The sequence below is a fragment of the Phascolarctobacterium sp. genome (genome assembly GCF_030531065.1).
GTDB lineage: Bacteria > Bacillota > Negativicutes > Acidaminococcales > Acidaminococcaceae > Phascolarctobacterium_A.
Genome location: NZ_JAUNOQ010000013.1, coordinates 1 through 26,327, shown reverse-complemented (window position 1 = coordinate 26,327; position 26,327 = coordinate 1). Strand labels below are relative to the sequence as shown.

The 26,327-nt window shown below is 43.4% G+C and carries 26 protein-coding genes; 6 read left to right on the top strand and 20 right to left on the bottom strand.

Annotation, left to right across the window (positions count from 1 at the left end):
* Positions 1 to 20: 20 nt before the first annotated feature.
* The 5 genes from Q4E64_RS09025 to Q4E64_RS09005 form a co-directional block, all read right to left on the bottom strand.
* Positions 21 to 902 (bottom strand): M20/M25/M40 family metallo-hydrolase, encoded by an 882-nt coding sequence (locus Q4E64_RS09025; RefSeq protein ID WP_303167542.1) that lies wholly within the window; start codon positions 900 to 902, stop codon positions 21 to 23.
* A 38-nt stretch (positions 903 to 940) separates the two neighbouring features.
* Positions 941 to 1,987, bottom strand: coding sequence for a Fic family protein (locus Q4E64_RS09020; protein WP_303167541.1), 1,047 nt, complete (start codon positions 1,985 to 1,987; stop codon positions 941 to 943).
* A 218-nt stretch (positions 1,988 to 2,205) separates the two neighbouring features.
* The gene (gene groL, locus Q4E64_RS09015; RefSeq protein ID WP_303167540.1) at positions 2,206 to 3,834 is read right to left on the bottom strand and encodes a chaperonin GroEL; all 1,629 of its coding nucleotides are present in this window, start codon (positions 3,832 to 3,834) and stop codon (positions 2,206 to 2,208) included.
* Between the two features lie 49 nt (positions 3,835 to 3,883).
* Positions 3,884 to 4,171 carry a co-chaperone GroES gene (groES, locus tag Q4E64_RS09010; RefSeq protein WP_303167539.1) on the bottom strand — a complete coding sequence of 96 codons (288 nt, stop codon included), beginning with the start codon at positions 4,169 to 4,171 and terminating at the stop codon, positions 3,884 to 3,886.
* 195 nt (positions 4,172 to 4,366) lie between these two features.
* Positions 4,367 to 5,506, bottom strand: a complete 1,140-nt coding sequence (locus Q4E64_RS09005; protein ID WP_303167538.1) for a DUF4143 domain-containing protein — start codon at positions 5,504 to 5,506, stop codon at positions 4,367 to 4,369.
* A 340-nt stretch (positions 5,507 to 5,846) separates the two neighbouring features.
* Between Q4E64_RS09005 and Q4E64_RS09000 the strand changes: the two genes are divergently transcribed.
* From Q4E64_RS09000 to Q4E64_RS08990, 3 genes are all read left to right on the top strand, one after another.
* Positions 5,847 to 6,692 (top strand): PD-(D/E)XK nuclease family transposase, encoded by an 846-nt coding sequence (locus Q4E64_RS09000; RefSeq protein WP_303167537.1) that lies wholly within the window; start codon positions 5,847 to 5,849, stop codon positions 6,690 to 6,692.
* 346 nt (positions 6,693 to 7,038) lie between these two features.
* On the top strand, positions 7,039 to 7,914 hold the full coding sequence (locus Q4E64_RS08995) for a PD-(D/E)XK nuclease family transposase (RefSeq protein ID WP_303167536.1): 876 nt from the start codon (positions 7,039 to 7,041) through the stop codon (positions 7,912 to 7,914).
* 271 nt (positions 7,915 to 8,185) lie between these two features.
* Positions 8,186 to 8,983, top strand: coding sequence for a PD-(D/E)XK nuclease family transposase (locus Q4E64_RS08990; RefSeq protein WP_303167534.1), 798 nt, complete (start codon positions 8,186 to 8,188; stop codon positions 8,981 to 8,983).
* Between the two features lie 85 nt (positions 8,984 to 9,068).
* On the opposite strand, the gene Q4E64_RS08985 is transcribed toward Q4E64_RS08990, so the two are convergent.
* From Q4E64_RS08985 to Q4E64_RS08960, 6 genes are all read right to left on the bottom strand, one after another.
* Positions 9,069 to 10,580, bottom strand: coding sequence for a lipopolysaccharide biosynthesis protein (locus Q4E64_RS08985; RefSeq protein ID WP_303167533.1), 1,512 nt, complete (start codon positions 10,578 to 10,580; stop codon positions 9,069 to 9,071).
* 11 nt (positions 10,581 to 10,591) lie between these two features.
* Positions 10,592 to 12,121 (bottom strand): O-antigen ligase, encoded by a 1,530-nt coding sequence (locus tag Q4E64_RS08980; protein ID WP_303167532.1) that lies wholly within the window; start codon positions 12,119 to 12,121, stop codon positions 10,592 to 10,594.
* Positions 12,122 to 12,403: 282 nt separating this feature from the next.
* Entirely contained in the window at positions 12,404 to 13,402 is a 999-nt protein-coding gene (locus Q4E64_RS08975; RefSeq protein ID WP_303167531.1) for a glycosyltransferase, read from the bottom strand.
* Positions 13,403 to 13,460: 58 nt separating this feature from the next.
* A complete protein-coding gene (locus tag Q4E64_RS08970) occupies positions 13,461 to 14,477 on the bottom strand; it encodes a glycosyltransferase (protein ID WP_303167530.1) in 1,017 nt (338 codons plus the stop codon).
* A gap of 54 nt (positions 14,478 to 14,531) precedes the next feature.
* Positions 14,532 to 15,899 (bottom strand): bifunctional cytidylyltransferase/SDR family oxidoreductase, encoded by a 1,368-nt coding sequence (locus Q4E64_RS08965; RefSeq protein WP_303167529.1) that lies wholly within the window; start codon positions 15,897 to 15,899, stop codon positions 14,532 to 14,534.
* A 15-nt stretch (positions 15,900 to 15,914) separates the two neighbouring features.
* Positions 15,915 to 16,721 (bottom strand): phosphorylcholine transferase LicD, encoded by an 807-nt coding sequence (locus Q4E64_RS08960; RefSeq protein WP_303167527.1) that lies wholly within the window; start codon positions 16,719 to 16,721, stop codon positions 15,915 to 15,917.
* A gap of 315 nt (positions 16,722 to 17,036) precedes the next feature.
* On the opposite strand from Q4E64_RS08960, the gene Q4E64_RS08955 reads away from it, so the two are divergent.
* Positions 17,037 to 17,318, top strand: a complete 282-nt coding sequence (locus tag Q4E64_RS08955) for a type II toxin-antitoxin system RelB/DinJ family antitoxin (protein WP_303167525.1) — start codon at positions 17,037 to 17,039, stop codon at positions 17,316 to 17,318.
* Positions 17,311 to 17,583: a type II toxin-antitoxin system YafQ family toxin gene (locus Q4E64_RS08950; protein WP_303167524.1), complete on the top strand. Its 273-nt coding sequence runs from the start codon at positions 17,311 to 17,313 to the stop codon at positions 17,581 to 17,583. The genes Q4E64_RS08955 and Q4E64_RS08950 overlap by 8 nt, the downstream gene beginning before the upstream one ends.
* 57 nt (positions 17,584 to 17,640) lie before the next feature.
* Here the strand turns inward: Q4E64_RS08950 and Q4E64_RS08945 are convergent, their stop codons facing one another.
* The 8 genes from Q4E64_RS08945 to Q4E64_RS08910 form a co-directional block, all read right to left on the bottom strand.
* Positions 17,641 to 18,549 (bottom strand): glycosyltransferase, encoded by a 909-nt coding sequence (locus tag Q4E64_RS08945; protein ID WP_303167523.1) that lies wholly within the window; start codon positions 18,547 to 18,549, stop codon positions 17,641 to 17,643.
* A gap of 8 nt (positions 18,550 to 18,557) precedes the next feature.
* Complete coding sequence (locus Q4E64_RS08940; protein WP_303167522.1) at positions 18,558 to 19,730, bottom strand: glycosyltransferase family 1 protein; 1,173 nt, start codon at positions 19,728 to 19,730, stop codon at positions 18,558 to 18,560.
* Between the two features lie 5 nt (positions 19,731 to 19,735).
* On the bottom strand, positions 19,736 to 20,182 hold the full coding sequence (locus tag Q4E64_RS08935) for a hypothetical protein (protein ID WP_303167521.1): 447 nt from the start codon (positions 20,180 to 20,182) through the stop codon (positions 19,736 to 19,738).
* 82 nt (positions 20,183 to 20,264) lie between these two features.
* On the bottom strand, positions 20,265 to 20,744 hold the full coding sequence (locus Q4E64_RS08930; RefSeq protein ID WP_303167520.1) for a glycosyltransferase family 2 protein: 480 nt from the start codon (positions 20,742 to 20,744) through the stop codon (positions 20,265 to 20,267).
* Positions 20,745 to 20,748: 4 nt separating this feature from the next.
* The gene (locus tag Q4E64_RS08925; RefSeq protein WP_303167519.1) at positions 20,749 to 21,510 is read right to left on the bottom strand and encodes a DUF4422 domain-containing protein; all 762 of its coding nucleotides are present in this window, start codon (positions 21,508 to 21,510) and stop codon (positions 20,749 to 20,751) included.
* Positions 21,511 to 21,513: 3 nt separating this feature from the next.
* Positions 21,514 to 22,632 (bottom strand): UDP-galactopyranose mutase, encoded by a 1,119-nt coding sequence (gene glf, locus Q4E64_RS08920; protein WP_303167518.1) that lies wholly within the window; start codon positions 22,630 to 22,632, stop codon positions 21,514 to 21,516.
* Positions 22,632 to 24,008, bottom strand: coding sequence for an undecaprenyl-phosphate galactose phosphotransferase WbaP (wbaP, locus tag Q4E64_RS08915; RefSeq protein WP_303167517.1), 1,377 nt, complete (start codon positions 24,006 to 24,008; stop codon positions 22,632 to 22,634). The genes glf and wbaP overlap by 1 nt, the downstream gene beginning before the upstream one ends.
* 196 nt (positions 24,009 to 24,204) lie before the next feature.
* Positions 24,205 to 24,666 (bottom strand): helix-turn-helix domain-containing protein, encoded by a 462-nt coding sequence (locus tag Q4E64_RS08910; RefSeq protein ID WP_303167515.1) that lies wholly within the window; start codon positions 24,664 to 24,666, stop codon positions 24,205 to 24,207.
* 205 nt (positions 24,667 to 24,871) lie between these two features.
* Here Q4E64_RS08910 and Q4E64_RS08905 point away from each other — a divergent pair, with 205 nt between their 5' ends.
* On the top strand, positions 24,872 to 25,468 hold the full coding sequence (locus Q4E64_RS08905) for a sigma-70 family RNA polymerase sigma factor (RefSeq protein WP_303167514.1): 597 nt from the start codon (positions 24,872 to 24,874) through the stop codon (positions 25,466 to 25,468).
* A gap of 115 nt (positions 25,469 to 25,583) precedes the next feature.
* Here the strand turns inward: Q4E64_RS08905 and Q4E64_RS08900 are convergent, their stop codons facing one another.
* Complete coding sequence (locus Q4E64_RS08900; protein WP_303167513.1) at positions 25,584 to 25,937, bottom strand: hypothetical protein; 354 nt, start codon at positions 25,935 to 25,937, stop codon at positions 25,584 to 25,586.
* Positions 25,938 to 26,327 lie beyond the last annotated feature (390 nt).

The window sequence follows — 26,327 nt, the reverse complement described above, 5'->3', positions numbered from 1 at the left end:
GTTTTATTGCGTATTTATTTTTACGGTTTGTCCTGCAAAATTCTGACGGTCAGCGCCGCTAAAACTTCTATTGCTCCGGCTAAAGCGCCATGGTCGAAAGTCATTTCCGGGTCGTGCAGGCAAGGCGTCAAATCGCAGCCGATTCCCAGGCTGGCAGTTTTAAGCTGCGGCCTTTGCTCCTTAAAGAAATTAAAATCCTCGCCCACCGTAATCGAAACGGACGGGATTAAAGCTTCTCTGCCCAATACTCCGACGATGGTATCGCGGGTTACGGCCAAAAGCGAAGGGTCGGCCTCCGCTGCCGGGCACGTGCCAACGATATGGCAGGACGCCTCCGCGCCATACACCTTAGCCGTATTCTCTATCAGCTCCATCACCCTTTGCCGCAGTGCCAGCATTTCGGCATTGGAAGTGCTACGCAAATCGAAACCAATATTTACCTTGTCGCAAATCGCATTCAAGGAACCTGCTCCGCCCATAAAGCGCGTTGTTTTAACATTGCCGCCTAAAAGCGGGTTGGTGTGCAACGCGTTGACGCCGTTTACAATGGCCGCGCCCACATCGATAGCGTTCACGCCCAAATGCGGCTGCGACCCGTGCGCCGCCAGCCCGCGGATTTCGCCCTCCATCAGGGTGCAGGCCGTCCAGTTTATCTGCGCGATAATCTGTCCGCTGCGGGCCAAATCTTTGGGCATCACATGATAGCCCAAAGCGTACTGCACGTCTTCCAGCGCTCCCGCGTCCAGGAGCGCCAAAGCGCCGCGGCCGATTTCTTCCGCCGGCTGGCACAAAATTTTGACGCGGCCGCAGGGCAAGCCCCGTCCGCTTAAATACATACTAATATTGTATTCTTTATCGCCGGGATAGTCAAGAAAAGCGGCTGGAGAATTTGATATGTGCATTACGAACGCAAATTAATGCGGCGTTGGCATATGCATTCTTAAACGCGAATATATTTAGTACTACGCCCGGAGCCAAGGCGTCTGATTTTGTTATTCTTAACCAACGCGCCAAGTACGGCTTCTACCGTAGTAGGGCTGATATCTGGGTGGATAACGCAAATTTCTGACTTGGACATAGGCGTAAGACTTCCTAGGATAGTCGCTTCCACCCTGCTTGTTTTCGTAACCTTTTTCCCATGCAAAACAGCGAAGCGTTTATCCAATTCTTTATAGCACATGTACAGCGTGGATAAGAAATTCTGGATAAACGGAAAATAATCGTTAGCGTTTCTATCCCAGTTTACGGAGGACTGCTTCAGCGCGTCGTAATAAAACGCCTTATAATTATTTATTTGTTCTTCAAAAGATATATATTTACCTGCGTCAAATCCGTTCTTATATAAAAGCAACAGCGACAGCAATCTTGACATCCGTCCATTACCATCCCTAAACGGATGGATACAGAGAAAGTCAAGTATTGTGCAAGGAATTAACAACAGTTGGTTTATATTAGCGTTAGCTTTGGCGTCCATATAGGCAAACTCCAGCTGCTCCATTGCAGCTGCCGTTTCACTAGCGGGAGTCGGTCGAAAGCGTACTCTTCTGTTACCCTCCGCGTCAACCTCAAGAATAACATTGTCATCAGTTTTATATTGTCCGCCATATTCGTACCCAGCGGCTGACATCAGCATATTGTGCAGCCCAAGAATATCCCTTCGGCAAAAATCAAGATTCATGTAACCGCTATGTATTGCATTTAACGCGTCCCTGTAACCTGCTATTTCGGCTTCATTATGATTTAGCGGCGCACTGCTGCGGTTAACTATTTCCGCAATTCTCTGGTCGCTTGTCACAATGCCTTCAATCGCATTGGAACTCTTTACAGATTGGACTTTTGCCACAGCCTCCAACTCTGTAAAAACCTCCGCATAATCTTCTTTCCGTATGCCTGCGGCAGTACGCAAGGAATAAATATCACTCGTTAAATTTATGAGCTGCGCAGGTAAGAAGCCATTATCTAAAAATGTATAATCAAATTTTCTCATCGCTGTCCATCCTTTCTGCATATTATTATAGCATTTTATATGCAGAAAGCCAGCTTTATCTGCATATAAGCTTTCAAATTATATGCAGATAAACGTATCCATCTGCACATAACTTTGCAAACCTGATGCAGCTATTAAGAGAGCGTAAAAAAGCTCTCCGCCCACAACGGAGCAGAGAGCTTGATTTGTTAAACGTAATACTCAGCTAAAGCCGTTTATTACATCATGCCGGGCATGCCGCCGCCCATCGGAGGCATTGCCGGTGCAGCGCCTTCCTTAGCCGGTTTGTCGGCTACGATGGATTCGGTGGTCAGTACCATAGCCGCGATGCTAGCTGCGTTTTGCAGCGCGCTTCTGGTAACCTTAGTCGGGTCAACGATGCCTTCGGCGATCATGTCCACATATTTTTCAGTCAAAGCGTTGAAGCCTACGCCCTTGCGGCTGCGTTTAATGGTATCAACAATAACTGCGCCTTCCAGGCCGGCGTTGTAAGCGATTTGACGAACAGGCTCTTCGATAGCGCGTTTAACGATATCCACGCCGGTCTTTTCGTCGCCGGTTACTTTCAGCTTGCCAAGAGCAACCTGCACTTGCAACAGAGCGGTGCCGCCGCCTGCTACGATACCCTCGGCCACAGCGGCGCGGGTAGCGTTCAGAGCGTCTTCAATGCGCAGCTTCTTATCTTTCAGCTCAACTTCGGTAGCGGCGCCGACTTTAATAACGGCTACGCCGCCGGCCAGTTTAGCCAGACGTTCCTGCAATTTTTCCTTATCGAATTCAGAAGTGGTTTCGGGGATTTGCGCGCGGATTTGCGCTACGCGGCCTGCAATTTCTTCTTTATTGCCCTGGCCGTCAACAATGGTGGTCATTTCCTTGGTTACGCGAACCTGACCTGCGCGACCCAGGTCTGCCAGGCTGGCGCTGTCCAGCTTACGGCCTACTTCTTCGCTGATTACGGTAGCGCCGGTCAGGATAGCGATATCCTGCAGCATTGCTTTGCGGCGGTCGCCAAAGCCGGGAGCCTTAACTGCTACAGCCTTGAAGGTGCCGCGCAGCTTGTTGACAACCAGGGTTGCCAAGGCTTCGCCTTCTACGTCCTCGGCGATAATCAGCAGCTCGCTGCCGCTTTGCACTACCTTTTCCAGAACGGGCATAATGTCCTGAATCATGGTAATTTTTCTATCGGTAATGAATACGTACGGATTGCTCAGTACGGCTTCCATTTTATCCGGGTCGGTAGCCATGTAAGGAGAAATGTAGCCGCGGTCGAACTGCATGCCTTCCACGGTTTCCAGGCAGGTTTCCATGGTCTTGGATTCTTCAACGGTAATAACGCCGTCGTCGCCAACCTTTTCCATAGCGTCGGCAATCAAATTGCCGATTTCTTCGTCGGCTGCGGAAATAGAAGCAACCTGAGCTTTCGCTTCCTTGGTTTCAACCTTTTGGGAAACGGCTTTCAGTTCGTCAACCAGTACGTCGACAGCTTTCTTAATGCCTTTCTTCAGTACCATCGGGTTAGCGCCGGCAGCTACGTTACGCATGCCTTCGTTGACCATAGCCTGTGCCAGAACGGTAGCGGTGGTGGTGCCGTCGCCAGCAACGTCGTTGGTTTTGATGGCAACTTCCTTAACTAATTGCGCGCCCATGTTTTCAAACGGGTCTTCCAGTTCGATATCGCGGGCGATGGTAACGCCGTCGTTAGTAATAGTCGGCGCGCCGAATTTCTTTTCCAAAACTACGTTGCGGCCTTTAGGGCCAAGAGTAACCTTGACTGCGTCAGCCAAAGCGTTAACGCCGCGTTCCAGGCTGCGGCGAGCTTCTTCATTAAACAGAATTTGTTTAGCCATTGTGTATCGCTCCTTTGATAATTACGTCAATAAATTTTATAACAGCAGATTATTCAATAACAGCCAGAATGTCGCGTTCGCTGAGGATCAAATAATCCTTGCCCTGATGCTTAATGGGGGTGCCGCTGTATTTAGCGAAGACAACCTCGTCGCCGGCCTTGACTTCCGGTTTAATCAATTTACCGGCGTCGGAATATTTACCGATACCTACGGCGATTACCTTGCCCTGCTGGGGTTTTTCCTTAACGGCGGTATCCGGCAGGAAAATGCCGCTAGCGGTTTTTTCTTCTTGTACAACAGGTTCTACAACAACATGATCAGCTAATGGTTTCAACATTTCAATGACTCCTTTCGAGTGCTTTTATTACTGCTTACTTAATTAGTGAGAGCTTTGCTTTTGTTAGCACTCATTTTGTCCGAGTGCTAATTACAGTTATTATTATATCCATAACGAAAAAAAAAGCAAGTACCTAAAGCAACTTTTTTACAAATTTGTCGCAAATTTGTACTTGCTCCGGCACTTGCCTTTCATCTAAACCAGCAACTCTACGCCTACTTGCCACAATTCATTGTTGACCTGCTCGCAAACGCCGCCTAAAGTAAAAACGCAGCTCGCCTGCAAATTTAATCCTTCGCGCTCGGCATACGGCTGCATAAATTCAGCATTCTTCGCCAGCTTGCGTCCCGAAAGCTTGTCCAACGTAATATACATAGGGTACAGCTTCTTCTGCCAAGCCAAAAGCAAAGTGATTTCCTTGTTATTTGAATCCCTGTAAAAGCGTAAATCCGGCAGCTCGCCCTGCCGCAAAAAGCTTTCGCGAATAGCATTTACCGTATAATTTTCCAACAGGTTTTTCAAATACACGCTCTGCGCCAACGTCGTCACGTCGTGCAGCTGTAATAAATGCGCCGCAACGCCCGTTTCCCTGAAATACACCTTGGGCGCTTTCACCAGCCGCTTACCAGCGATACGCTCCAGCGGCTGCAGCAAATATACCATCCCCGTACCCGCTAAAAATTGCAGCCATTGCTTGGCCGTAGGCGCGGTTATGCCCACATTATTGGCCAAAATCGTATAATTCACCACGCAGCCCGCCATACTGGCCGCAGCGCACAAAAAGCGGTAAAATTTTACCTCGTCGCTCGCCGTAGTACGCTCCATAATATCCTGCTGCAAAACGCGGCGCACATAAACCGCCGCGTCGCAGGCAGCGCGGCTTTGCAAAATAGCCGCAGTAATATCCGCTTTCTTCCCCAAAACCGCCAGCTCCCGCAAACGCGCCGCCTCCGGCACAAACGGCTCCGCTCCGCCAACGGCAAGCGGCAGTTCCACAAAAACTACTTGCTCTTGTCCACCCGACGCCAAATAATAGCTTTGCGTGCAGCTGCCAATAAGCCTTGACAAAGGCAAAGTTCCGGTTAAAATATGCGGCAATAAATACGGCGCGCATTGCAAATTAGCTAAATGCGCAGCCTGCGGCAAATTTTTAAGAAAAAGCTGCGGATTCTGCTGCGCCTGCAAGCGCAGATTAGGCAACGATAAATCCACAGCGGTATAATCCTGCGTTAAAGCGTCAAGTATCGCTTGCTGTTCGCTGCCGCCGCAATGTCGCAGTATTACCAGCTTATCCTGCTGTTGCAATTCGCGGATCTTCTTCTCCAAACTCTTCATGCTTATCCTTTCCGGCGCAATTTAATAGTATTGCTTGCCTTGACTCTTATATCATGTTATAATGTGTGAACACAGTAATTCGCGAGCTGCAAGCGACGCGAGAGCTGATGTACAACATATACCTGTCACCCGACGATTGACGAGCTATAGGCGACGACAGTGCCGCGGTAAACATGGTATAATTTATTTGAAAATTACATAAGTAGGGCGGTACTTCACAGTATCTATTTAGCAGTATCTGCGTTCTGTTTTTACAGAGCGCCGGTACTGCTTTTTTGTTTTGCCGCATTCTGATTATGTGTTTTCAACCCCAAATTATCAAACTAAAGGAGATGAAAGCATGCCCAACGAATTCGTCAAACCCGAATATCTGGAAAAGCTTGCCAGGCTGCGTCTTATCGACGACACCTTCATGCGCAAAGTTTTTGAAAACAACACCCCGGCCACAGAGCTGCTCTTGCGTATCATTCTGCAGAATGATAAAATTAAAGTGGTCAAAGACCTAAGCCAATATACGCTTACCAACCTGTCCGGACATTCCGTACAATTGGACGTATTAGCCCAAGACGCTTGTGGTCGTTACCTAAACGTAGAAGTTCAAAGTAAATCAGAAGGAGCTTCACCGCAGCGCGCCCGCTATTACGTAGGCGCAATCGATACGGCACATTTCCCTAAAAGCGTCGACTACCGCACGCTTTTCGATACCTACGTTATCTTCATCACGGAAACCGACGTGCTTGGCGCAGGACAGCCTATTTACCATATTGAGCGTAAGATTGAAGAAAACGGAGCCAGTTTTAAAGACGGCTCGCATATTATCTACGTCAACGGCAATTGCCGTTATGACCAAACCGCTTTAAGCAGGCTGATGCACGATTTTTTCTGCACCAATGCCAGCGATATGCATTATCATGAATTAAAACAACGTGTAAAATATTTTAAAGAAACCGAGGAAGGAGTGCAGACTATGTGTAAACTTATCAATGATTTAGTAGAAAGCGGTAGAAAAGAAGGCTTTGCTGAAGGCGAAGCCAAAGGCAGAAGCGAAGGCATTGCTCAAGGCGAGGAACGTTTTGCCCTGCTGACGCAAAAGCTCTGTGCTCTCGGCAGAGTTAATGACGTGCAACGCATATCTGTGGATAATGATTATCGTAATGCGCTGATGAAAGAATTCGCTATTCAGTAAAGCCAACCGCGTATAGCCTACGCACAACTACATATTGCAAACCAGAGGACGGCGCAGGCCGTCCTTTTTTACTGTACTATTCCCCGCAGATACGCCAAAAACTTATCCTTCAAATCTTCACGCCGCAGAGCATACTCCACCATGGCTTCCAAATAGCCCTGCTTATCGCCGCCTTATATATTTATCTGAATTTTCTTTAATATGTCTTCTGCTACGCTTGCTTTTCTGCTTACCTTTCGCTATAATATTTTTAGAAGGAACAACGGTTGTTGTTTATTCATGAGCTGTGTAGTTGAGCCTTGAATCATCGACTACACTGTCCTTCAATAAAATCAGGAGGTTGCTCATGAACACATCCACAACCGATAGTCTGCTTATTCACAAAGAAATTCTTCTCGAAAAAATCAAAACCATGAACCTTTTTCACAACACCTTCATATCCGTAGTCTTTAAGGACGAAGGAGCGTGCCTACATCTTATCCGGGTTTTGATGAACAATCCTACGCTCAGGATTTTGCAGTTCCGTACGCAAAACTCTATTCCGCAGCTGATTTCCCATGGAGCACAGTTGGACGTTATTGCGGAAGATGAAGACGGCAAGATTTACGAAATCGAAGTTCAACGTTTAGAGGAGCCTGCTCCTGCACGCCGCATGCGCTTCTACTCTTCCGTAATAGACAGCGAGCTTTTAAGAAAAGGCGTGGATTACAACCAATTACCGGAAGTCTATCTTTTCTACATCACTAAAGAGGACATTTGGGCTCAAGGACAAACGATTTATGAAGTGAAACAAATCCTAAGCAACTCAGCAAAGAATATACCCTATGACAACGGCCTGCACACAATTTTTGTTAATGCTGCCATCGACGACGGCAGCCAAATTGCCAAACTGATGCAATATTTCAAAACTGCTAAAGCTGGCGACACCAGCCAAGGCGCTTTATCTGATTATGTAAATCTGTTGAAATCACCTGAAGGAGGTAAAACGATTATGGATGAATTTATGAATGAATTTGCTAAATATTACCACGACGCCGGTTACAAGGAAGGCGAAACTCTCGGTAAAGCCTTGGGTGAAGCAGAAGGTCAAGCCCGCGGCGAAGCGCGTTTTGCCCTGCTGACGCAAAAGCTCTGTGCTCTCGGCAGAGTTAATGACGTGCAACGCATATCGGTGGATAAGGATTATCGTAACGCGCTAATGAAAGAATTTGCTATTCAGTAAAAGTCATCATTGGATAGCCTACGCACATCTTCATATTGCAACACCAGAGGACGGCGCAGGCCGTCCTTTTTGTTACCGCCAACGCTTGCCTCTGTATTCTGTACATGTTATAATTTATATGAAAAATTCATAAGTAGGGCGGTACTTCACAGTATCTATTTAGCAGTATCTGCGTTCTGTTTTTACAGAGCGCCGGTACTGCTTTTTTGTTTTGCCGCATTCTGATTATGTGTTTTCAACCCCAAATTATCAAACTAAAGGAGATGAAAGCATGCCCAACGAATTCGTCAAACCCGAATATCTGGAAAAGCTTGCCAGGCTGCGTCTTATCGACGACACCTTCATGCGCAAAGTTTTTGAAAACAACACCCCGGCCACAGAGCTGCTCTTGCGTATCATTCTGCAGAATGATAAAATTAAAGTGGTCAAAGACCTAAGCCAATATACGCTTACCAACCTGTCCGGACATTCCGTACAATTGGACGTATTAGCCCAAGACGCTTGTGGTCGTTACCTAAACGTAGAAGTTCAAAGTAAATCAGAAGGAGCTTCACCGCAGCGCGCCCGCTATTACGTAGGCGCAATCGATACGGCACATTTCCCTAAAAGCGTCGACTACCGCACGCTTTTCGATACCTACGTTATCTTCATCACGGAAACCGACGTGCTTGGCGCAGGACAGCCTATTTACCATATTGAGCGTAAGATTGAAGAAAACGGAGCCAGTTTTAAAGACGGCTCGCATATTATCTACGTCAACGGCAATTGCCGTTATGACCAAACCGCTTTAAGCAGGCTGATGCACGATTTTTTCTGCACCAATGCCAGCGATATGCATTATCATGAATTAAAACAACGTGTAAAATATTTTAAGGAAACTGAGGAAGGAGTGCAGACTATGTGTAAGATTATGGAAGAACTGAAACAAGAAGGCATTGCTCAAGGCGAGGAACGTTTTGCCCTGCTGACGCAAAAGCTCTGTGCTCTCGGCAGAGTTAATGACGTGCAACGCATATCTGTGGATAAGGATTATCGTAATGCGCTGATGAAAGAATTCGCTATTCAGTAAAGCTATCAGCGTCTAGCCCACGCTACAGCTTCATATTGCAAACCAGAGGACGGCGCAGGCCGTCCTTTTTGCTTAGCACAATCCATCACACAACCTCCTTAACCTTCGCCAGCGCCGCCTGCACCTTCTCCCTTTCGTCGCCGTTAAAACAATACTTATACATAACTGCCGCATAAAGCATCGTATAAGCCAAAATTTTACCAGCAAAAGCCAAGATATTCTCTGAATACAGCCAAATATTGACCGCATACCCAATAACAGCGACAGCTGCCACGACGATAGCTATTCTGCCCATCTCCTGCCAAAAACGCTTGATATCCAAGCCTATGACTTTTAGATAATACACATTCATAACCGCGCCATTAGCTAAAAACAAGGCCAGCCCCGTTGCGAAAGCACAACCAATGCCGCCGTATTTTTTCACCAGCATGAAGGCTAAACATAAATTAAAAATACCCATAACGCAAAAAACTTTAGCGCGAAAATCATATCTGTTCTGCGCCTGCATAATGGACAAACCTATATTTTGAATAAGGTCGACGGTAAAGGGAATAATGATCAGCAGCGTTATCCAGTAGGCGTCTTCAAAGCCTTTGCCCGCCCAAATTTCTATAAACTGCCTGCCGAAAATGATAAATCCCGTAGCAACTAAAGCCAACAAATAAAACTGCCACCTGCCGACCTTGATAAACAACTGCGTCAGTTGCCGCACAGGTTCGCGTCTGGCCACCATTTCCGTAATATGCGGCAAATACACGCCCGATATAGCCAGCGACAACGCCATATAATTCATATAAATTAAAGAAGCAATCGAATATACCGCTACAGCGGACGTTCCTGCCATAATTCCCAAAATAACCTGGTTGGTCTTAAAGAATACCTGGTCGATAAGCGTCACGACAAAAACGCTCAACGCCAGCTTTTTAAAGTCTGCAAACAATTCGCCGTCCCAATAATGGAATTTTATTTTGACGCCTAGTTTGGCAAAGCAATAATACGCTCTAGCCGCAATCAAGCCAATGTTTAAAGCCGTCTGGACGGCGGCTACGGTCAGCGCGCCGGGATATTTTTGCACAATCAACGCCACAAGCAACGGCTGCAAAAGCAGTTGCACTGTTTCCAGCCCTTTTAAAAACAGAAATCTTTCGTGCGCGTTGATTACCGAGCGAAAAACCATCGTGGAAACCGTCAGAATAATATTAACCAGCAGCAATACGAAAAGCCGCTTAGCAGTCGATATTTCAGTGGCGCTCATACTGGCGCTGAACAGCGCCGCAATATTGGCGTAAAACAGCCAGCCCAAAGCGGCAAGCAAAATGGCGATCAGCGCATAAGCGCGCGCCGCCAAAGCCAGCACGTTTTCCATGCCTGCGCTGTCGCGCAAAGCTTTATATTTCGTATAAAAGCGCACCACCGCCGTCGACAAGCCAAAATCCATGATGGAAAAGTAAGCGATAAACGAGCCAATGAGCTGGTACAGCCCATATTCGCTCTTACCAATATAATGCAGCAGCAATGGCACATAAGCAAAGCCTACTACAGCATGTAAAACAATATTCAGATAGCTTAGTAAAATTCCTTTTTTACGTTCGTTCATTGCCTACGATTTTATACTTCCTCACTATCGCCATATATTGCGGCATACGCCAACCCTAAAAATATCCATATTCCGTATATTAAATTGACGCTGCCATTGCAGCCTGCTACTAGCGAGCTTAGCAAAATAAGACTCAGCATATGCTTTATTAAAGCTTCAGTTCCGGCGTTCTCTTGTAATTTATATAAAATCCAAATGAAAGGCGCCAGGAGCACCAGCAATCCTACGACTCCCGTCTGCGACAAACGCGTCACAAATTCGTTCATAGCGTCGCTATACCCTTGTCCTGTAGCGAACAGACCGTATTTTTTACTGCGGCGTACCCAATCGGCAATTTCTCCATTCTTAGCTTCTTCTTCGGTATAATTGTCTATCATATACGCTCCGGCCAATCCTCGCCCTACTCCCAAAAACGGATGCTGCAAGGTAATACGCCAGTTGCTTCTGATTAGAGCGTATCGCGCTCCGTTGCTGCGCTTCACGTCGCTGTTCAAGCTCAACAAATTATCTTCTAAAACAGTCTGCGCAGTAACTTCGTCCTGCGCCTTATTTTTAGAGGAACTGCTTGCATAATCCAAAAACGCTACTCCCAGATTGAAACACACACAACAAACCGCTAACGCCGCTAATAATTTTCGCCAATGTTCCCGCAGTCGCAGGATTATAATCAAGCCAAACAAAAAGAGTATCCCGCATAACATAGCGTAAGCCGTTCTTGCGTTAGTTAAAACCACTAAAAAAGTAATTATTCCTATTGTCGCTAAAAACACGCGACTATTTTTCTTAACATACGCGAACAGAAGCACCGGTAAAACCAAACCCAGATAATTTCCTACATGCGACGGCTCGGAAAAGACGGAACGCAGTTGATTTTTCCAAAGCAGCGGCGGCCACCAACCGTTATTACTTTTTATAGGGTGCAACAACGGATTGACATTCTTCAAAATATTAGTAGCCAAATCGCTACCCGCTAAGTAGAACGCGTCTATCAAGCCGTAAATTACGAAAACGACCAAAGCTGCAAGCAAACCTGCGGCAGCTATTCGTCCCCCCCTCTTATAATCGTGTTTATACCAACAGTACACCATATAAGCGCCGCCAAAGCACCAAAAAATTTCTAAAAACAACCCTTTAATTTGGCGTACAGAAATCCAAGCGCTCATTAACAGCTTAGTGTCCGGCTCAATTCCATGTGACTGAAAGAAGGCTAAAACCTTCGGCAGCTTTTCTATTTGCTCAACCGGACCCGCAAGCACCTGCTGCCAGTAAGGATAATTTATCAAGCCCCAAACAAGGGATACCAGCGTAACGCCTAAATAAACAGCGCAAAATTTTATTACAATTCCCTGCTGCTGCAAAATATTTCTATACTTCCACTGGCAATACGCCGTATACAAAAAGCCCGCCGCCAGCGGATAAAATACCAGCTTGCTGCCAACCGGCCCGCCGATAAAATTCATTTGCAGCGGCTTGGGAATATTATTAAAAATCAACGTAAAACAGATTAGGAAAAATATAGTATCGACAATCTTTCGATTCACGTATTAACGCCTCCAGCCAAAAATTATTTGCTAATTTAGGTAGGAATTTAACAACTGCAGTAACTACCTTTTTAAAGCAAGCAGTACGACTCCAAAGCCTGCCATTTAAAATCGCCCGTCAAAAGCCCAATGCTAAAATAATCGCCGCTTTGCAAGAATTTGATGAAATGCTTGAACATCCGAAAAAATATAAACAGTATGCTTCTTTATACAGACGCTATGGAGAATGTTCTAAACAATGCTTAAGATATTCTTATAAATTTAAGAAAGGCTTACAGCTTGCTAAAAGAATATTTTTTTTAATCTAAAATAAGCATAAGCGACTACTAAAAAATTATATTTCAATAAATTATTCAGTACGCTTCTTCTAAAATTATCGCTTTTTACGCTAGTATCTATATATGGAATAATTTTCCCCACTCTATTTTTAAATAAACGGTAAGAGTTATCTTGATCTTCTACAATAGCAGCGCTCTGAAAATACCACAACGCACTTTCATTTAAAATAGCATTTGCATATTCTATTTTATTCCTTTCTAAAAAATCTTTTTCATACTCTAATTTTTTTATACGGTTCTCAAGATGAACCATTTTTAATCCATAACTCAAGCTCCCATTGTTTCGGTGATAATAGTTATATAAAGGTTTGCGTATCAAACTATATTTTTTAACTCTATCCAAATAAAAATAATTAAAAATCTGATCCTCAGCTATAATAATATCTTCCGGGAATTCTACATTATACTTTCTAATAATATCCAACTTATACAATTTACTTACCGGCCCCAAAAGTAAATCCAAAAGGTTATAGTAATCTTTATAGAGTTCGCCACTAATATGTCCTCTTACATCTTTTAACGTTACATTATCAGCATATACATCATTAACAAGTCCAATAACTAAATCGCTATTATCCTCTAAAATTTTTTCTAAGCAAAGTTTAACCATATTAGGTTTTAGCATATCGTCACCATCTACAAATACAATATATTTACCTACAGCGATGCTCATAGCTATATTTCTTGCCCTGCTAACGCCGCCATTATTTTGATGTATTACCTTTATTCTTTTATCTTTTCCCGCATATTCGTCGCATATTCTGCCACTGGCATCCGTACTGCCGTCGTCCACGCAGATAATTTCCAAATTCGTATACGTCTGCGCCAAAATGCTGTCCAGACATTTACGCAAATACGGTTCTACATTATAGATGGGAACTATGACGCTAATTAAATATGAAGCAAGCTCTACTCCACCTAAAGTACAAAGATCTCTGCGCATCAGCGCAATCCTGCGTTTCTTTACGCCGCCAGCATCGCCATTCTTCTCTTTTGATACGTCAGTACAGGGGGGGTGTACATGTGGTGTGTTTCCTTTCTTTCAATCGCTTATACAATTTCTTAACTGCAAAATATAAATCCAAATCCAGTGCTACAAGCAGCAACATTATTTTCATCTTTAGCGTAACGCCCGGCGACGCCATGAACTCTCCCAAACGCGCCCGCGCTTTGCCGCGAACAGTTTCCATTTCCGCGCGGCGCTCCCGCCAATCGGCGCAATCGGCAATGCGGTTCAGGCAAACCAAATAGCTCCACGCCAAGCGATGTCTGGCAGCGTCCATCGCGCCGGGCCAATGTTGCGCAATACGCGCGTAATTTTCTTCGTAGCCTTCCACCACGTCTAAAATCGCCGGTTTAAAGCGCGGCAAGTGCGTAATACTGCCCGCGCGCTGCACGTAATAATAAAAAGCGTTACATATCCAACCAAAGCGCCGCGTACGCTCTATACAATCTAAAACATAAAACACATCTTCGTAAGCTTTGCCTACGCGAAAGCTTACGTTTCCGGCAACACTTCTGCGGAAGAGTTTTATCCATACTCCAATCTGCGCTCCATTCCTGTGGGGCAAAAATAAAAGCCTAATCATTTCTTCAGGGCTTTCGGTAACGATGGGCGCAAAATTTTTCGTGCCGCCGCATACTTTACCGTCGCAAACATCATAAGCGCAGCACATCGCTACGTCCAAATCGTTTTGCGTTGCAAAATTATAAAGCGTTTCATACATTTGCGGCGCAATATAATCGTCGCTATCGACAAAGCCGATATATGCTCCCGTAGCGACGCCCACCCCGATGTTACGCGCGTCGCTCAAGCCGCCGTTCATTTGATGGATAACCCTCACGCGCGCGTCTATTTTTGCGTAAGCATCCACAATCGCGCCGCTTGTATCCGTACTGCCGTCGTCCACGCAAATAATTTCTAAATTCGTATACGTCTGCGCCAAAATACTGTCCAGGCATTTCTGCAAATACGGCGCGACATTGTACACTGGTACTATGATGCTGATTAAATCCATTTTTATGTTCCCCATAAAATTTCACCGTCGCTTTAACGTCAATCCAGGCATTTCCTAAAGCTTAACGTCCACTACTTCGCCGCTAAAATCGCTTAAAAGCGTTTTCAGCGCCACCGCAGCTACATCGGCAGACCGTAAAAGCGTTTCTTCCGGCTCATTGCCAAAATTAGCTATGCGCATAGGCGTTTTAGTGCGCTGCGGATTGATGCAGTTAATGCGTATGCCGTCCTGCTCCCATTCCTCGGCAATAGCCTGCACAAAATTTACCACTGCCGCTTTAGTAGATGAATAAAGCGCGTAATTTGCACGACCGCGGGTATAGCTGCTGCTGGTAAATTGCAGTAACGCTCCGCGAGCGGCTTTTAAATATCGATACGCTTCTACGGAAACATTTACCATGCCCCGGTAATTGATATCGATAATTTTATCGATTACGCTTGCTTCCAAATGCATCAATGGCTCTTTATTTAAAATCGCCGCGCTGTTGACAATATAATCTATTCTTCCCGTTACGTCCGCAACTTGCCTTAACGCGCCCTCTACGTCTTTTCTGCGGCTGATATCCGTTCCCGTCGTACTGCGCGAAAAAGCAAAGCATTGCGCCCCGTACCGACGTGCAATCCGCACCATGTCCAAGCCAATGCCGCTATTGCCGCCGAAGGCCACCATAACCTTGCCGCGCAGTTTTACTAAATCAGCATGGCTGTCAGGCTCGGATGCTTTTAATTGAAACAGTTTATCCAACACATAAATATCTTCCGGATACGTCAGCTTAACATTTTGCTCCGCTCCCTGTACCACATATATCGGTATATCGGGCAAATACTTGCGTACCAGACCGCAATCGTCCGTAGTCTGCATAGCAGGGTCCGCCAACGCCAACTCGTAAGCTTTGGCGATTACAGGATATTTAAACGCCTGCGGCGTTTGCCCGCGGTTAAGGCTGTCGCGTTCGGGTATTGCAGCTATAAATTTTTTAGCAGAGTCTAATTTGATAATCGTATCCGCCGAAGCAATCGCTACGTCCACAGCGTCATAACTTTTCAACGCCTCAATAGTATCGTCAATAATTTTTTTGCTGACCAAAGGACGCACCGCGTCGTGAAAAATAAAATACAGTTGCGTTTTATCCGGATAATTCTCATAAGCGCGAATAGCTGCCAAGCTGGATTCGTAACGCTCGCTGCCGCCATTTAAGATTTTTTTCACTTTTGTCCAATGATTCTTCAAAACCATATCCTGCGCGTCGTGCACATAAGCCGCGTTCATCACGATAACGATTTCATCAATTCCTTCGTGTTTTTGAAAAATTTCTACCGTATGTTCCAGCACGGTCCTGCCCGCTACTTTCATAAACTGTTTAGGCTTTTCCAATCCCAAACGCTTGCCTACGCCGCCGGCTAAAATTATCGCTATGTTCATCGTTTTTACCCATCCTTACTTCTCAATTAAGTACGCCGTCATATCGTGCGTTCTGCGTTTTTCAACAGGCGGCAGCTGCATATAATTGCCATACAACCCTTTTAAATAACTATCCCAGCAGGAGAATGCCGGAAATTTATGCCCTTCAAATTCTACTTCTACAGCTTGTTCAAATTCTGATTTAAGCATTCGTTCACCAGCGCCATACAATCCCCAGGTAATTATGCCTGCATATTCTGCAGATTCATACGGATATTGCTCAGCTATTTTTTCAATGTTATCTATACAACGCTGTTTGCCATATATTCTAGCAAGCGGCTTAAGCAAATACTTACTATATTTGTGAAAGGCAGTAGTCCCTTCGCCTAATTTAGCGTCCGTCAACAACAGAAGTCTTCTATAAAAATTGCACCTCTGATAAATTTTTTCTACATCCGCAATATTTTCAGGCAACCCGTCGACAGGAAAGACGTCAATCCAAAGATGGGTATCGATATCGTTTTGTACATACTTAGAATCTATTCTGGTCCTAGTATCAACAATTTTAGCGAAAGGCGCGCCAAAGTTTCCTTTTAAATTTGAATGAACTTTTAAATGAGCATCATATCCATCAAATGATTTTACAAACTTCAAATAATCTTTTCGCGGCATACATACGTCAATATCATCATCCCACGGAATAAAACCTTTGTGGCGAATTGAACCTAAAAGAGTCCCTCCGGCAAGGTAATACTTCAAATTTTTAGCCTTGCAAAAAGCGTCGAAATTGAATAAAATCTGTAGTTCTATTTTTTTGATATTCTCTATATCAAGTTTTCGCATATTCTCCCTTATTCTCCTATCTTTATTTTTGCCAGCGAATCATTGTAAAGCGTATTTCCTATCGCTTGCTAAGCTTTTAACTTCCATGTTATAATTTATAAAAACCACATAAGCAGTACAACGCCTCGCAGCGTCCATTTAGCAGTATCTCGCGTTACGCATCAACGTAACGTCGGTACTGCTTTTTCTTTTGCACGCTTATCACAATTTCACTCACACCTATAAACATATGCTCATCATCCACTAAATACAGGCGTAATTAGTTGACATTGCGCACATATCTATATATAATAGCAATATATGGAGGTGTTCAAAATGACCAAAGTAAGTACCAACATAAATTTAGATGCTGACTTAAAAAAATCTGCGCAAGAATTATTTGCTGATTTAGGCATGGATTTAACCACTGCAGTAACTATCTTTTTAAAACAAGCAGTACGAACCCAAAGCCTGCCATTTAAAATCGCCCGTCCAAAGCCCAATGCTGAAACAATCGCCGCCTTGCAGGAATTTGATGAAATGATTGAACATCCGGAAAAATATAAACGTTACGCTTCTTTTAAAGACGCTATGGAGGATGTTCTAAACAATGCTTAAAATAGTCTTGTCAAATAAATTTAAGAAAGACTTAAAGCTTGCTCAAAGCAGAGGCTATAACCTCCATCTGCTGGAAAATGTAGTTAATGCATTGGCTTCACAACAAGAACTTAGCGCTCAATATCGCGACCATGCCTTAAGCGGTAATTACGCAGGTTTTAGGGAGTGCCATATAAAACCGGATTGGCTGCTTATATACCGAATCCACAACGACGAACTTATATTATTTCTATCGAGGACAGGTACGCATTCAGATTTGTTTTAGGAAGACAGTTTAACGCCAAAGCCAGGCTCCCTGCCCAAGCGCAGGGAGTTTTTGCTTTTAAAACTTCATCATTCTAGCAAAGGCAAGTATTTTCTTTCTACCATAATAATTTATAAACGCCAAATAAGTTCCATAACATAAAAGTCTGAAATAATACTGGCATCTTCCTCTAGATTGCATAATTTTTTCCTTATATTTATAAAAAGTCTTATAAGCCTGAGCATGCTCTTTACCAATCGGCGACACAAGATAATTTGCAATATCCTCTTTAGTTATACCTTCAATATCAGCATAATTAGCTCTTAGATATTCGCTGCCCAAATGCTGACGTACATTATTCGTGCTACTGATACCGCCAACGCTTATTCTATATAATGTTAGTTCATCAGGAATGTTGTACATTTTAAAATTTCTCTTTGCAGCCCTAAGTAAAAAATCATAATCCTCGAACGGGCCGATATCGCGGTAAAAGCCTAGCTGATAGTAAACGCTTTTTTTTAAAAGCCATGTGACATGATACATGCAGTCTTCAATGTTAATTAAATGCTCTTTAATCTCCCCGTCTTCTATCGGAAACTTCCTATGCCGAACAATTTCGTTATCCGCGTTCATAAAAGCGAAGTTAGAGCTGACTATATCGTATTCGGGAAAGAACTGCACTTGCGTAGCTATTCTCTCCGGTTTAGCGTAATCGTCCGAATCTAGACGCGCTATAAGCTCTCCACTAGCCAAGCGTATAGCTTTGTTTAAAGTTCCTACTAATCCTAAATTTTTTCCATTTTGATAAAAACGGACTCGTTCGTCTAAAGTGACGTACTCTTTTGCTTTAGCCGCAAGTTCCTCATTCTGCGGGTTATCCAAAATAAGGATGATCTCTAAATTCTTATAAGTTTGCTTAATAACCGAATCCACAGCCATCGTAAATTGTTCTAACGGTTCTTTATAGCAAGGAATGATAAAACTCACTAGCGGCTTTATGCCGCCAGCATTATTCTTCTCATCTGATACGTCAGTCGAGGGGGGGGTGTACATTGCGTTATTTTCCTTCCTTTCAAATAGATTGCTTCCATATTTTTTATTTCAAGATTGATATCGTACCCTGCTGTTGTTACTTCATTGAGCATATTTTTACGCTTAGTCGTATCTTTACATTCGCCCATTGCGCTAATCCATTTATCCGGCTCGTTAAGGCTTATAAAGTTAGCTAAACGAGTAATACCTACTTCTCTAGTAATCTTATCGGCAAAGAAGCACGGTAATCCAGCTGCCTGTGCCTCGATGCCAACGAGGCACAGCCCCTCAAAGTGGCTGGGCAAAACAAAACAATCCATGGCCTGCATAAGTTCAGGCACGTCCTCCCGCTGCCCCAAATACAATATATTATTCAGCTTAAGCGTTTGGGCTAATCTCTTTATCTCCGCTTCTTTTTCTCCGCTACCCACTAATAGTAATAAAGAAGCAGGATATATTTCAGAAAATTTCTGCCATAATCTAATTAAAAACTCTTGATTCTTCTGATAAGTAAAACGCCCGACATGTCCTACCACAAATTTCCCAACCAACCCATTTTCCATTCTAATTTTATTTCTTCGTTTGCTGTCAAAGCAATATGGTTCTGGGTCAATAGCATTATGTATAACTCTATAATCTTTGCTAGGAAACATCCATTGCCCAGCCTTATCTGAACAAGCAAAATAATCTGTCACACTATAATCCATAAGTATTCTGTTCAAATAAATTAAACTTTTCCTGAAAAGACTTACTTTTCCTTCAAAGCCAGCATTATGGGAATGTAATACTCTAATTGATATACCAAAAAATTTAGCAATAAACAAAGGATAAATGTACGTTAAACTATTGGAATTTAAAATGATGCCTTTATATTGTTTCCCTACATTGGAGAGCAATTTTATCCATTGCCAATAGTGCCTAATAGGATTTTTATGCCTCGATAGAATATTATATATTCGGCTACCTTTTTTTACTATTTTATCTCTGAATACGATATCATATTCAGATGTTATATTAACAAAATCATACTGTAGTTTATTTTTATCTATGTTATCAAATTGCTGCATAAGATAAGTTTCTAAACCGCCAATGTTTCTTGTCATACCTATCTGCAAAATCTTTACTTTATTATTCATCTCTGTCACCTTTTCATAGTAATAAATATTGTAGGTAACTTTTCCTTAAAAAATTGAATACAATTAACTAGTATCATAATCATCATTTTACTATTTGACTTCAAGCAGCCAATTAAAATTTTTTCCTTTAATCCAATGTCAATAAAATGTGTATTTAAAAAACATTGAAAATGGTTATCTTGCATAACCATTTTTAAAGTACAATATCTATCTTCTCTATTTACACGCTCAAGCGCAGAATAAACATAGCGGGTGTATAACCAAAATACATTAGATTTTACAAGTTCCGGCATTCTATCATAACCACCAAAGAGATCAATAAAACCACTAATTTTCCTCATATGGTCTTTATAATATTCTTTATTATCCTTGGTAGATAAACTATTATTTATTCTTTTACTATAATGATATCCACAGAAATCTATTCCCTGAAATATTTTGATATTTTTCAACAAGCGGACATTATAATCAAAGTCTTCGTTAACTTTAATATTTGGGTTTAACCTTATACTTGTGGAATTCCTTCTGTAATTCCTATAGAAGGAATTCCACATATATATCTTCTTGATTTTTTAAAATAAACTCTCCTGGACTAAATTTTTTTACAGATACAAGCTCCTTTTTTTCATTATAATATTCTTCAACTACTCCAAATTTAATGATATCAGCACTACTATGTTTTACTTCTTCATAAATTAATTTAAGTAAATCTTCTTCAATATAATCATCTGCATCTATAAATCCAATATATTCTCCCTCAGCATTATCCAATCCCTTATTTCTCGCAACAGAAGGCCCAAAATTGAAAGTATTTTTTAAAAGCTTTATACGATTATCCTGTTGCAAATATTCTATGCATAATTCAAGGCTCTTATCAGAAGAACAATCATCAACCAATATTAACTCAAAATCCCTATAACTCTGATTTAAAATACTATCAATTGCCTTTGGTAGAAAATTTTCGGCATTATAGACAGGCATGATTATACTAAAAAACGGCTTATCATTAACCATTACTTTATCCCCTGAACTTTCTCTTCAAAAACTCATAAATTTTCTTAACCCAATCCTGTTTTTCCATAAATACAACAGGAATTTCTACAATTTTCAACTGCTGTTTTTCCAGCCATACATTAAAAAGCCTTTCGCTTAAAAAGCCAAACACTCTTGCTTCATATTGGTTATAACTACTTATATCAATTCTCTTCTCCAACTCAAAAAGAATGTCAAACAGCCAGGTACAATACTCGTCAAATAAAGCTTTTTTCATAACGAACATATTTAAAATGTGCAGCTTGCGACGCTGCATAACTTTAGCAAAAGCTTCGCTGTACTCCGAATATTTTTCGGCAATAACTCTTTCTGCTTCGTCAAGATCGCGTTTATTATGAGCGTGCTCATACTGGCTGCGCACCGTCTCAATATAATAATTGCGTTGTTGTGGCAAAATCACATCATACTTTGTCAGCAGCACTTCGTAATCTTCTTTATGAAAAATAGCTTTACGCTTGCTTTCTATATTGCCGCTATATCTACTTTTAGCAAAATAGCGACGATAATGACACAAACCGATGTAATCGCACTGCAAATTTTTCCACGCCCAATACAAGCCAGTAAGTTCGCAATAATTAGCGTTTTTACAGGAAATATTCTCGCCCGTATTATCGCCGGTAAAGCCTAAATCGCTTTTACTTTCTCTGCCAACATGCAAGGGTAAGTACACGTCGTCGTCCGGCGTCCAATATGCTTTGTGCGTAGCTACTAAAATTTTGATATCCACAACTTATAATTCCTTATCAGCTAAATTCAGCGCGCTGTCGATAACGGCGTCCATGTCATAATACTTATACTCGCCTAAGCGTCCGCCAAAAATAACATTGACTTCCGCGTCGGCCAGCTTCTTGTATTCCGCGTACAACCTGCCGTTCTTTTCGTCGTTAACAGGGTAATACGGCTCATCCCCCGGTTGCCACTCGCTGCTGTACTCGCGGCTAATGACCGTCTTGGGCAAATCGTTGCCGTCCTTATCCTTGCCAAACTCAAACCATTTATGCTCGATGATGCGAGTCCACGGCGTTTCCCTGTCCGTATAATTCACCGCCGCGTTACCCTGAAAATTCGGCGTATCCAGTACTTCGTTTTCAAAGCACACGCTGCGGTATTCCAAATTGCCTAATTGATAGCCGAAGTAAGCGTCAATAGGTCCGGTATAAACTACTTTATCCGCTACAGCGTCCAGCTCGTCTTTATCTTCTAAGTAATCGACGCCCAACCGTACCTCTATTCCCTCCAACATATTCGCGACCATTTGCGTGTAACCGCCCACGGGAATACCCTGGTATAAGGCATTGAAATAATTATTATCAAAGGTTAAGCGCACAGGCAGGCGCTTAATAATGAAGGCCGGCAGTTCGCTGCACGCTCTGCCCCATTGCTTTTCCGTATAACCCTTAATCAGCTTTTCATAAATATCCGTACCGACTAGGGAAATCGCCTGTTCCTCTAAATTTTTCGGTTCGCTGATATTAGCCGCGTGTTTTTGTTCTTCAATCTTAGCCGCAGCTTCCTCCGGCGTAACCACGCCCCACATTTTATTAAAGGTGTACATATTAAAGGGCAGGCTATACAGTTCTCCGTGATAATTCGCCACCGGTGAATTAGTAAAGCGGTTGAAAACGGCAAATTGATTTACATAATCCCATACACGTTTTAAATTCGTATGGAAAATATGCGCGCCGTAAATATGCACGTTGATGTTTTCTATTTTTTCGGTGTAAACATTACCGGCGATATGATTGCGCTTGTCGATTACCAAAACCTTTTTGCCACGCACATTGGCTTCATGGGCAAAAACAGCGCCAAACAAACCGCTGCCGACGACTAAATAATCATACTTGCTCATCAATACGCACCCTTTCTCCCCAGAACCACAGCAAAAGTTTTAAACAGCAGCATAAAATCCAGCCACATGCTCCAATTACGCACGTACCAGCTGTCTAACTGCACACGCTCGCTGTACTCGATATCGCTGCGGCCGCTCACCTGCCACATACCGGTTATGCCGGGCTTCACCATCAGATAATCGCCCACATACTCGCCGTAGCGCGCCAGTTCTTCCGCTATTATCGGCCTGGGCCCTACTAAACTCATCTCGCCGCGCAGCACGTTAAAGATTTGCGGCAGCTCGTCCAGGCTGGTCTTGCGCAGAATCTTGCCAATCGGTGTAACACGCGGGTCGTCCTTCAGTTTAAAATCGCGCTCCCATTCTTCTCTTGCCGCAGGATTCTCTGCCAAGTACGTCTCCAGCATATCTTTAGAATTAACGACCATACTGCGGAACTTATAACAGGGAAAAGACTTGCCATCCTTGCCAATCCGCGTATGTGCGAAAAAAATCGGTCCCGGATCTTCCTTTTTTATTCTGTACGCAATATATAAAAGCAATGGGGAAATACATATCGTTCCCACGATTGTTAAGGTGTAATCAAATACAAGCTTAATCGCCCGGTTCAGCGGCCGCGCCAGATTATTTTTCAACCGCAAAATCAACAGCTTCTCGCTGAAAATACTTTCCGCCTCCACCGACCCCAGCGGTACGCCTACAAGATTGGGAATAACGCCGATATTTTTTACTAACGGCTGCACCCGGTAGATAAGCCTACCCAACGCTTCATCTCTAAGTCCGGGAGCTGCAATAAACACATGCTTTACGCCGGTTTCTTTAATAACGCGCTCCGCATCGGCAAAACCACCTAAAAGAGGATACTTCTCCAAACCACCTTTGCATACGCGGTTATCTTCTAACAACCCGATAATTTTATAACCTAAGCCTGCATCTCCCTCAATAGCGCGCGCCAAAAGCTCCGCTGTCTTTCCCGCTCCAATAACTATCGTCTGTACTTGTAAAAGCCCGCGTCCCATAAGGAAGCGTTTCAATCCATAACGCGCCAGCGTTAGAAATACAAAGGCCGTAATGCCAAAGGTCACCGTAAAAAAGCGGCTGGTACTGCCTGCCAGACGCGCAGCATAAAGCAAAAAAGACAATGTAAGCGTAGCATATACGCAAGCATGAAAAACCATCTCCGCCTCCTTGAAAAAAGGGCGGCGACGGCTGTACAACTGGTTCAAATGCAAAAGCAGTAAAAATAACGCTGGAAAAATAATCCAAAAGTTTAACCAGGAAATATGCAGGCTACTGGATTGAAAGAACCAATTACGCAGCAAAAAAGCGCCTTCTTCCGCTGCCAGTATAGTCACATAATCACATATCAACGTCATGCTTACCAAAACAATATGCAACTGCTTGTTTTTCCACTCGCCATTCATCAAGAAAAGTTTCCTCTCCTAAATTTCTATCTTGACTTTCCAATCAAATCTCTGCCGATTACATAACAGCTACTCAAAAATAATCCAATCCCTCATCCTGCGCCCCTTCGCTAGATTTAAAAAGTTATGAACGCAGGATAATTTAAAATCACGCTACGTATATTCTAGCACATCTGCCCCCCCTCGCAAGACCTTTTGGCTGGCCTTTAGCTTTTGTTTCTGCTTCTTGCGACCCTTTGGCTCGCCGTTCTTCCGCAGGCCACCTTTCTTTTCCTTTCCTGTACCCCTCAAGCCGCTTCTGCATATGCACATATACCGCTTCCCGCTCCTTTTCCAGCCTTTCCCTGCCGTCGCCTGTTACCTGCATTTTCTGTACGCTCTCCGCCAGAAGCGCTTCCGGCTCCAGTTCCAGCGCTATGCTTATAAGCAAGTATATGTCCAGCCCGTAACGCTGTTCCCCGCTTTCTACCAGCCGCAGCATTCTCTGCGATATGCCACACATCGCTGCCAGCTCCTGCTGCCGTATCCTCTTCTTACGCCTTCTGTCAATAATGCTTTCGCCTATTTCCTTGCGCAGCATATCCAAAAAATCTTTTACTTCCCTTTGCATTTTGCCGCCCCCTTCGTTACCTAGGGTACAACAAAATTTTCGTAAAACGCCTTTTCGGCAATATATTGCCTTTTTGCTATAATTCTAAATTTTCGTGTTATAATAAGCCCATCGAGCGCCGATGTAGTACAGTACGGATTTCCGTCATAACCAAGGCCCTACAGCGCCGCCAAGCGCTCCCTTGGGCCTTAAAGGATGACAAAGATTGACCAAAAACAAGAAAACTGAATACCGGACCTTCACTCCCACCGAGCTGAAAAGCCTTGTGCAGCGGGCGCAGGACTGCGACCAGCAGGCCATCGACCGCCTGTGCGCAGCCTTCACGCCCTTGATTTACAAGGAAGCCCGCCGCAGCTATATTGCCGCCGCCTTAGGCGAGGACGCCGTAAATATCGCGTGGGAAATATTTTTAGAGTTTATCCATGCCTACAAGGGCAATAAGTACCGCCTGCTGCCGGGGCTTGTGAAGAAGCGTATTTATTATATGCTGCTGCAAAAAATCTTCCGGAACAGTTCTGCACCCAGCAGCTTATCGCTGAACGCAGAGGGTGACGATTTGCAGGAATCCCAGCCTAACAACGCTTTTGACCACATCGCCAGCTTTGAAGATAAGCATTTCTTAGAACAGGCTTTAGCGCAGCTTACGCCCAAACAGCGGCAGGTAATTAAGGCAACCTTTCTTCACGGCTACACGCTGCAGGAATACAGCTCCAGTCAGGGCGTAAGCTTTAAAACGGCATATCTGCACCAGCAGCGGGCGTTGAAAAAGCTTAAAGATAATTATTGCAATTTTCTGAAATGATTATCTAAAAAGGTAAGCCTTAAAAATTTACTCAAGGCATTATAAAGCAAATAACGCTCCAACGTACCATTTTCTATGCAGTACGCTGGAGCGTTATCGTTATACGCTTAATCCTCTATTCAATTACAGTTAAACCGTTGGCCTGCGCCAAAGCATAAATTTCTTCCTCACTAAGACGGGAATATTTTACGATTTTTGTCAAAGGCTCCTTATCCTTGAGCATATCAAGAGCGGTACTCGTTTCAGCTTCAATCTTGCCTTCTTCCCTGCCGTCCATACGCGCGTCATGCAATTTCATTTCCAATAGCATATACTGCCTCCTAACTGCGCTGCTGCGCTTCAACCGCGTTACCTCATCGGCAATTTCCTGAGTGAAAGCGTCTCTTACGATTCTATCATTTACATATTCTAAAAAGCTTTTGGCTCTGGGCGAAATATTTCCCTTAATCCCCAAGGAATTAATAATCATTACCGTCGCCCCGTTGTTTAATTCCAAGTCAGGACTTTCCAAACATCTGCTCGGTACTGCTGAATTTTGTTCAATATTAACGAAATTCTCGCGGAACGCTCTTAATCAGCGTCCGTTTACTGCCTTTTTGAAGTTGTTAAACTTTATTATATTTTTAGTATAACAGAGATTTATTTTTCAGACAAGTATTTTATATTCAGCTAACCCCCTTGTTCTGGACACTTTTAAAGGAGAAAAGAGAAAGCAGTGTGCTAAAATACAGATATAGTATATATGATATACGGCATTATAACGATGTTATATTTACTAACGTAAATATTTATGAATTAATCATGGCAAGAAGAAATAAGAAGAGAAAAACCAACAAAAAGAGAAGAAAAAGAAGAATCT

What these genes read in the sequence shown, in the direction of transcription:
- Q4E64_RS09025 (WP_303167542.1), bottom strand. Translation starts at nt 902, where the DNA reads ATGCACATATCAAATTCTCCAGCCGCTTTTCTTGACTATCCCGGCGAT.
- Q4E64_RS09020 (WP_303167541.1), bottom strand. Translation starts at nt 1,987, where the DNA reads ATGAGAAAATTTGATTATACATTTTTAGATAATGGCTTCTTACCTGCG.
- groL (WP_303167540.1), bottom strand. Translation starts at nt 3,834, where the DNA reads ATGGCTAAACAAATTCTGTTTAATGAAGAAGCTCGCCGCAGCCTGGAA.
- groES (WP_303167539.1), bottom strand. Translation starts at nt 4,171, where the DNA reads ATGTTGAAACCATTAGCTGATCATGTTGTTGTAGAACCTGTTGTACAA.
- Q4E64_RS09005 (WP_303167538.1), bottom strand. Translation starts at nt 5,506, where the DNA reads ATGAAGAGTTTGGAGAAGAAGATCCGCGAATTGCAACAGCAGGATAAG.
- Q4E64_RS09000 (WP_303167537.1), top strand. Translation starts at nt 5,847, where the DNA reads ATGCCCAACGAATTCGTCAAACCCGAATATCTGGAAAAGCTTGCCAGG.
- Q4E64_RS08995 (WP_303167536.1), top strand. Translation starts at nt 7,039, where the DNA reads ATGAACACATCCACAACCGATAGTCTGCTTATTCACAAAGAAATTCTT.
- Q4E64_RS08990 (WP_303167534.1), top strand. Translation starts at nt 8,186, where the DNA reads ATGCCCAACGAATTCGTCAAACCCGAATATCTGGAAAAGCTTGCCAGG.
- Q4E64_RS08985 (WP_303167533.1), bottom strand. Translation starts at nt 10,580, where the DNA reads ATGAACGAACGTAAAAAAGGAATTTTACTAAGCTATCTGAATATTGTT.
- Q4E64_RS08975 (WP_303167531.1), bottom strand. Translation starts at nt 13,402, where the DNA reads ATGCGCAGAGATCTTTGTACTTTAGGTGGAGTAGAGCTTGCTTCATAT.
- Q4E64_RS08970 (WP_303167530.1), bottom strand. Translation starts at nt 14,477, where the DNA reads ATGGATTTAATCAGCATCATAGTACCAGTGTACAATGTCGCGCCGTAT.
- Q4E64_RS08965 (WP_303167529.1), bottom strand. Translation starts at nt 15,899, where the DNA reads ATGAACATAGCGATAATTTTAGCCGGCGGCGTAGGCAAGCGTTTGGGA.
- Q4E64_RS08960 (WP_303167527.1), bottom strand. Translation starts at nt 16,721, where the DNA reads ATGCGAAAACTTGATATAGAGAATATCAAAAAAATAGAACTACAGATT.
- Q4E64_RS08955 (WP_303167525.1), top strand. Translation starts at nt 17,037, where the DNA reads ATGACCAAAGTAAGTACCAACATAAATTTAGATGCTGACTTAAAAAAA.
- Q4E64_RS08950 (WP_303167524.1), top strand. Translation starts at nt 17,311, where the DNA reads ATGCTTAAAATAGTCTTGTCAAATAAATTTAAGAAAGACTTAAAGCTT.
- Q4E64_RS08940 (WP_303167522.1), bottom strand. Translation starts at nt 19,730, where the DNA reads ATGAATAATAAAGTAAAGATTTTGCAGATAGGTATGACAAGAAACATT.
- Q4E64_RS08930 (WP_303167520.1), bottom strand. Translation starts at nt 20,744, where the DNA reads ATGGTTAATGATAAGCCGTTTTTTAGTATAATCATGCCTGTCTATAAT.
- glf (WP_303167518.1), bottom strand. Translation starts at nt 22,632, where the DNA reads ATGAGCAAGTATGATTATTTAGTCGTCGGCAGCGGTTTGTTTGGCGCT.
- wbaP (WP_303167517.1), bottom strand. Translation starts at nt 24,008, where the DNA reads ATGACGTTGATATGTGATTATGTGACTATACTGGCAGCGGAAGAAGGC.
- Q4E64_RS08910 (WP_303167515.1), bottom strand. Translation starts at nt 24,666, where the DNA reads ATGCAAAGGGAAGTAAAAGATTTTTTGGATATGCTGCGCAAGGAAATA.
- Q4E64_RS08900 (WP_303167513.1), bottom strand. Translation starts at nt 25,937, where the DNA reads ATGATTATTAATTCCTTGGGGATTAAGGGAAATATTTCGCCCAGAGCC.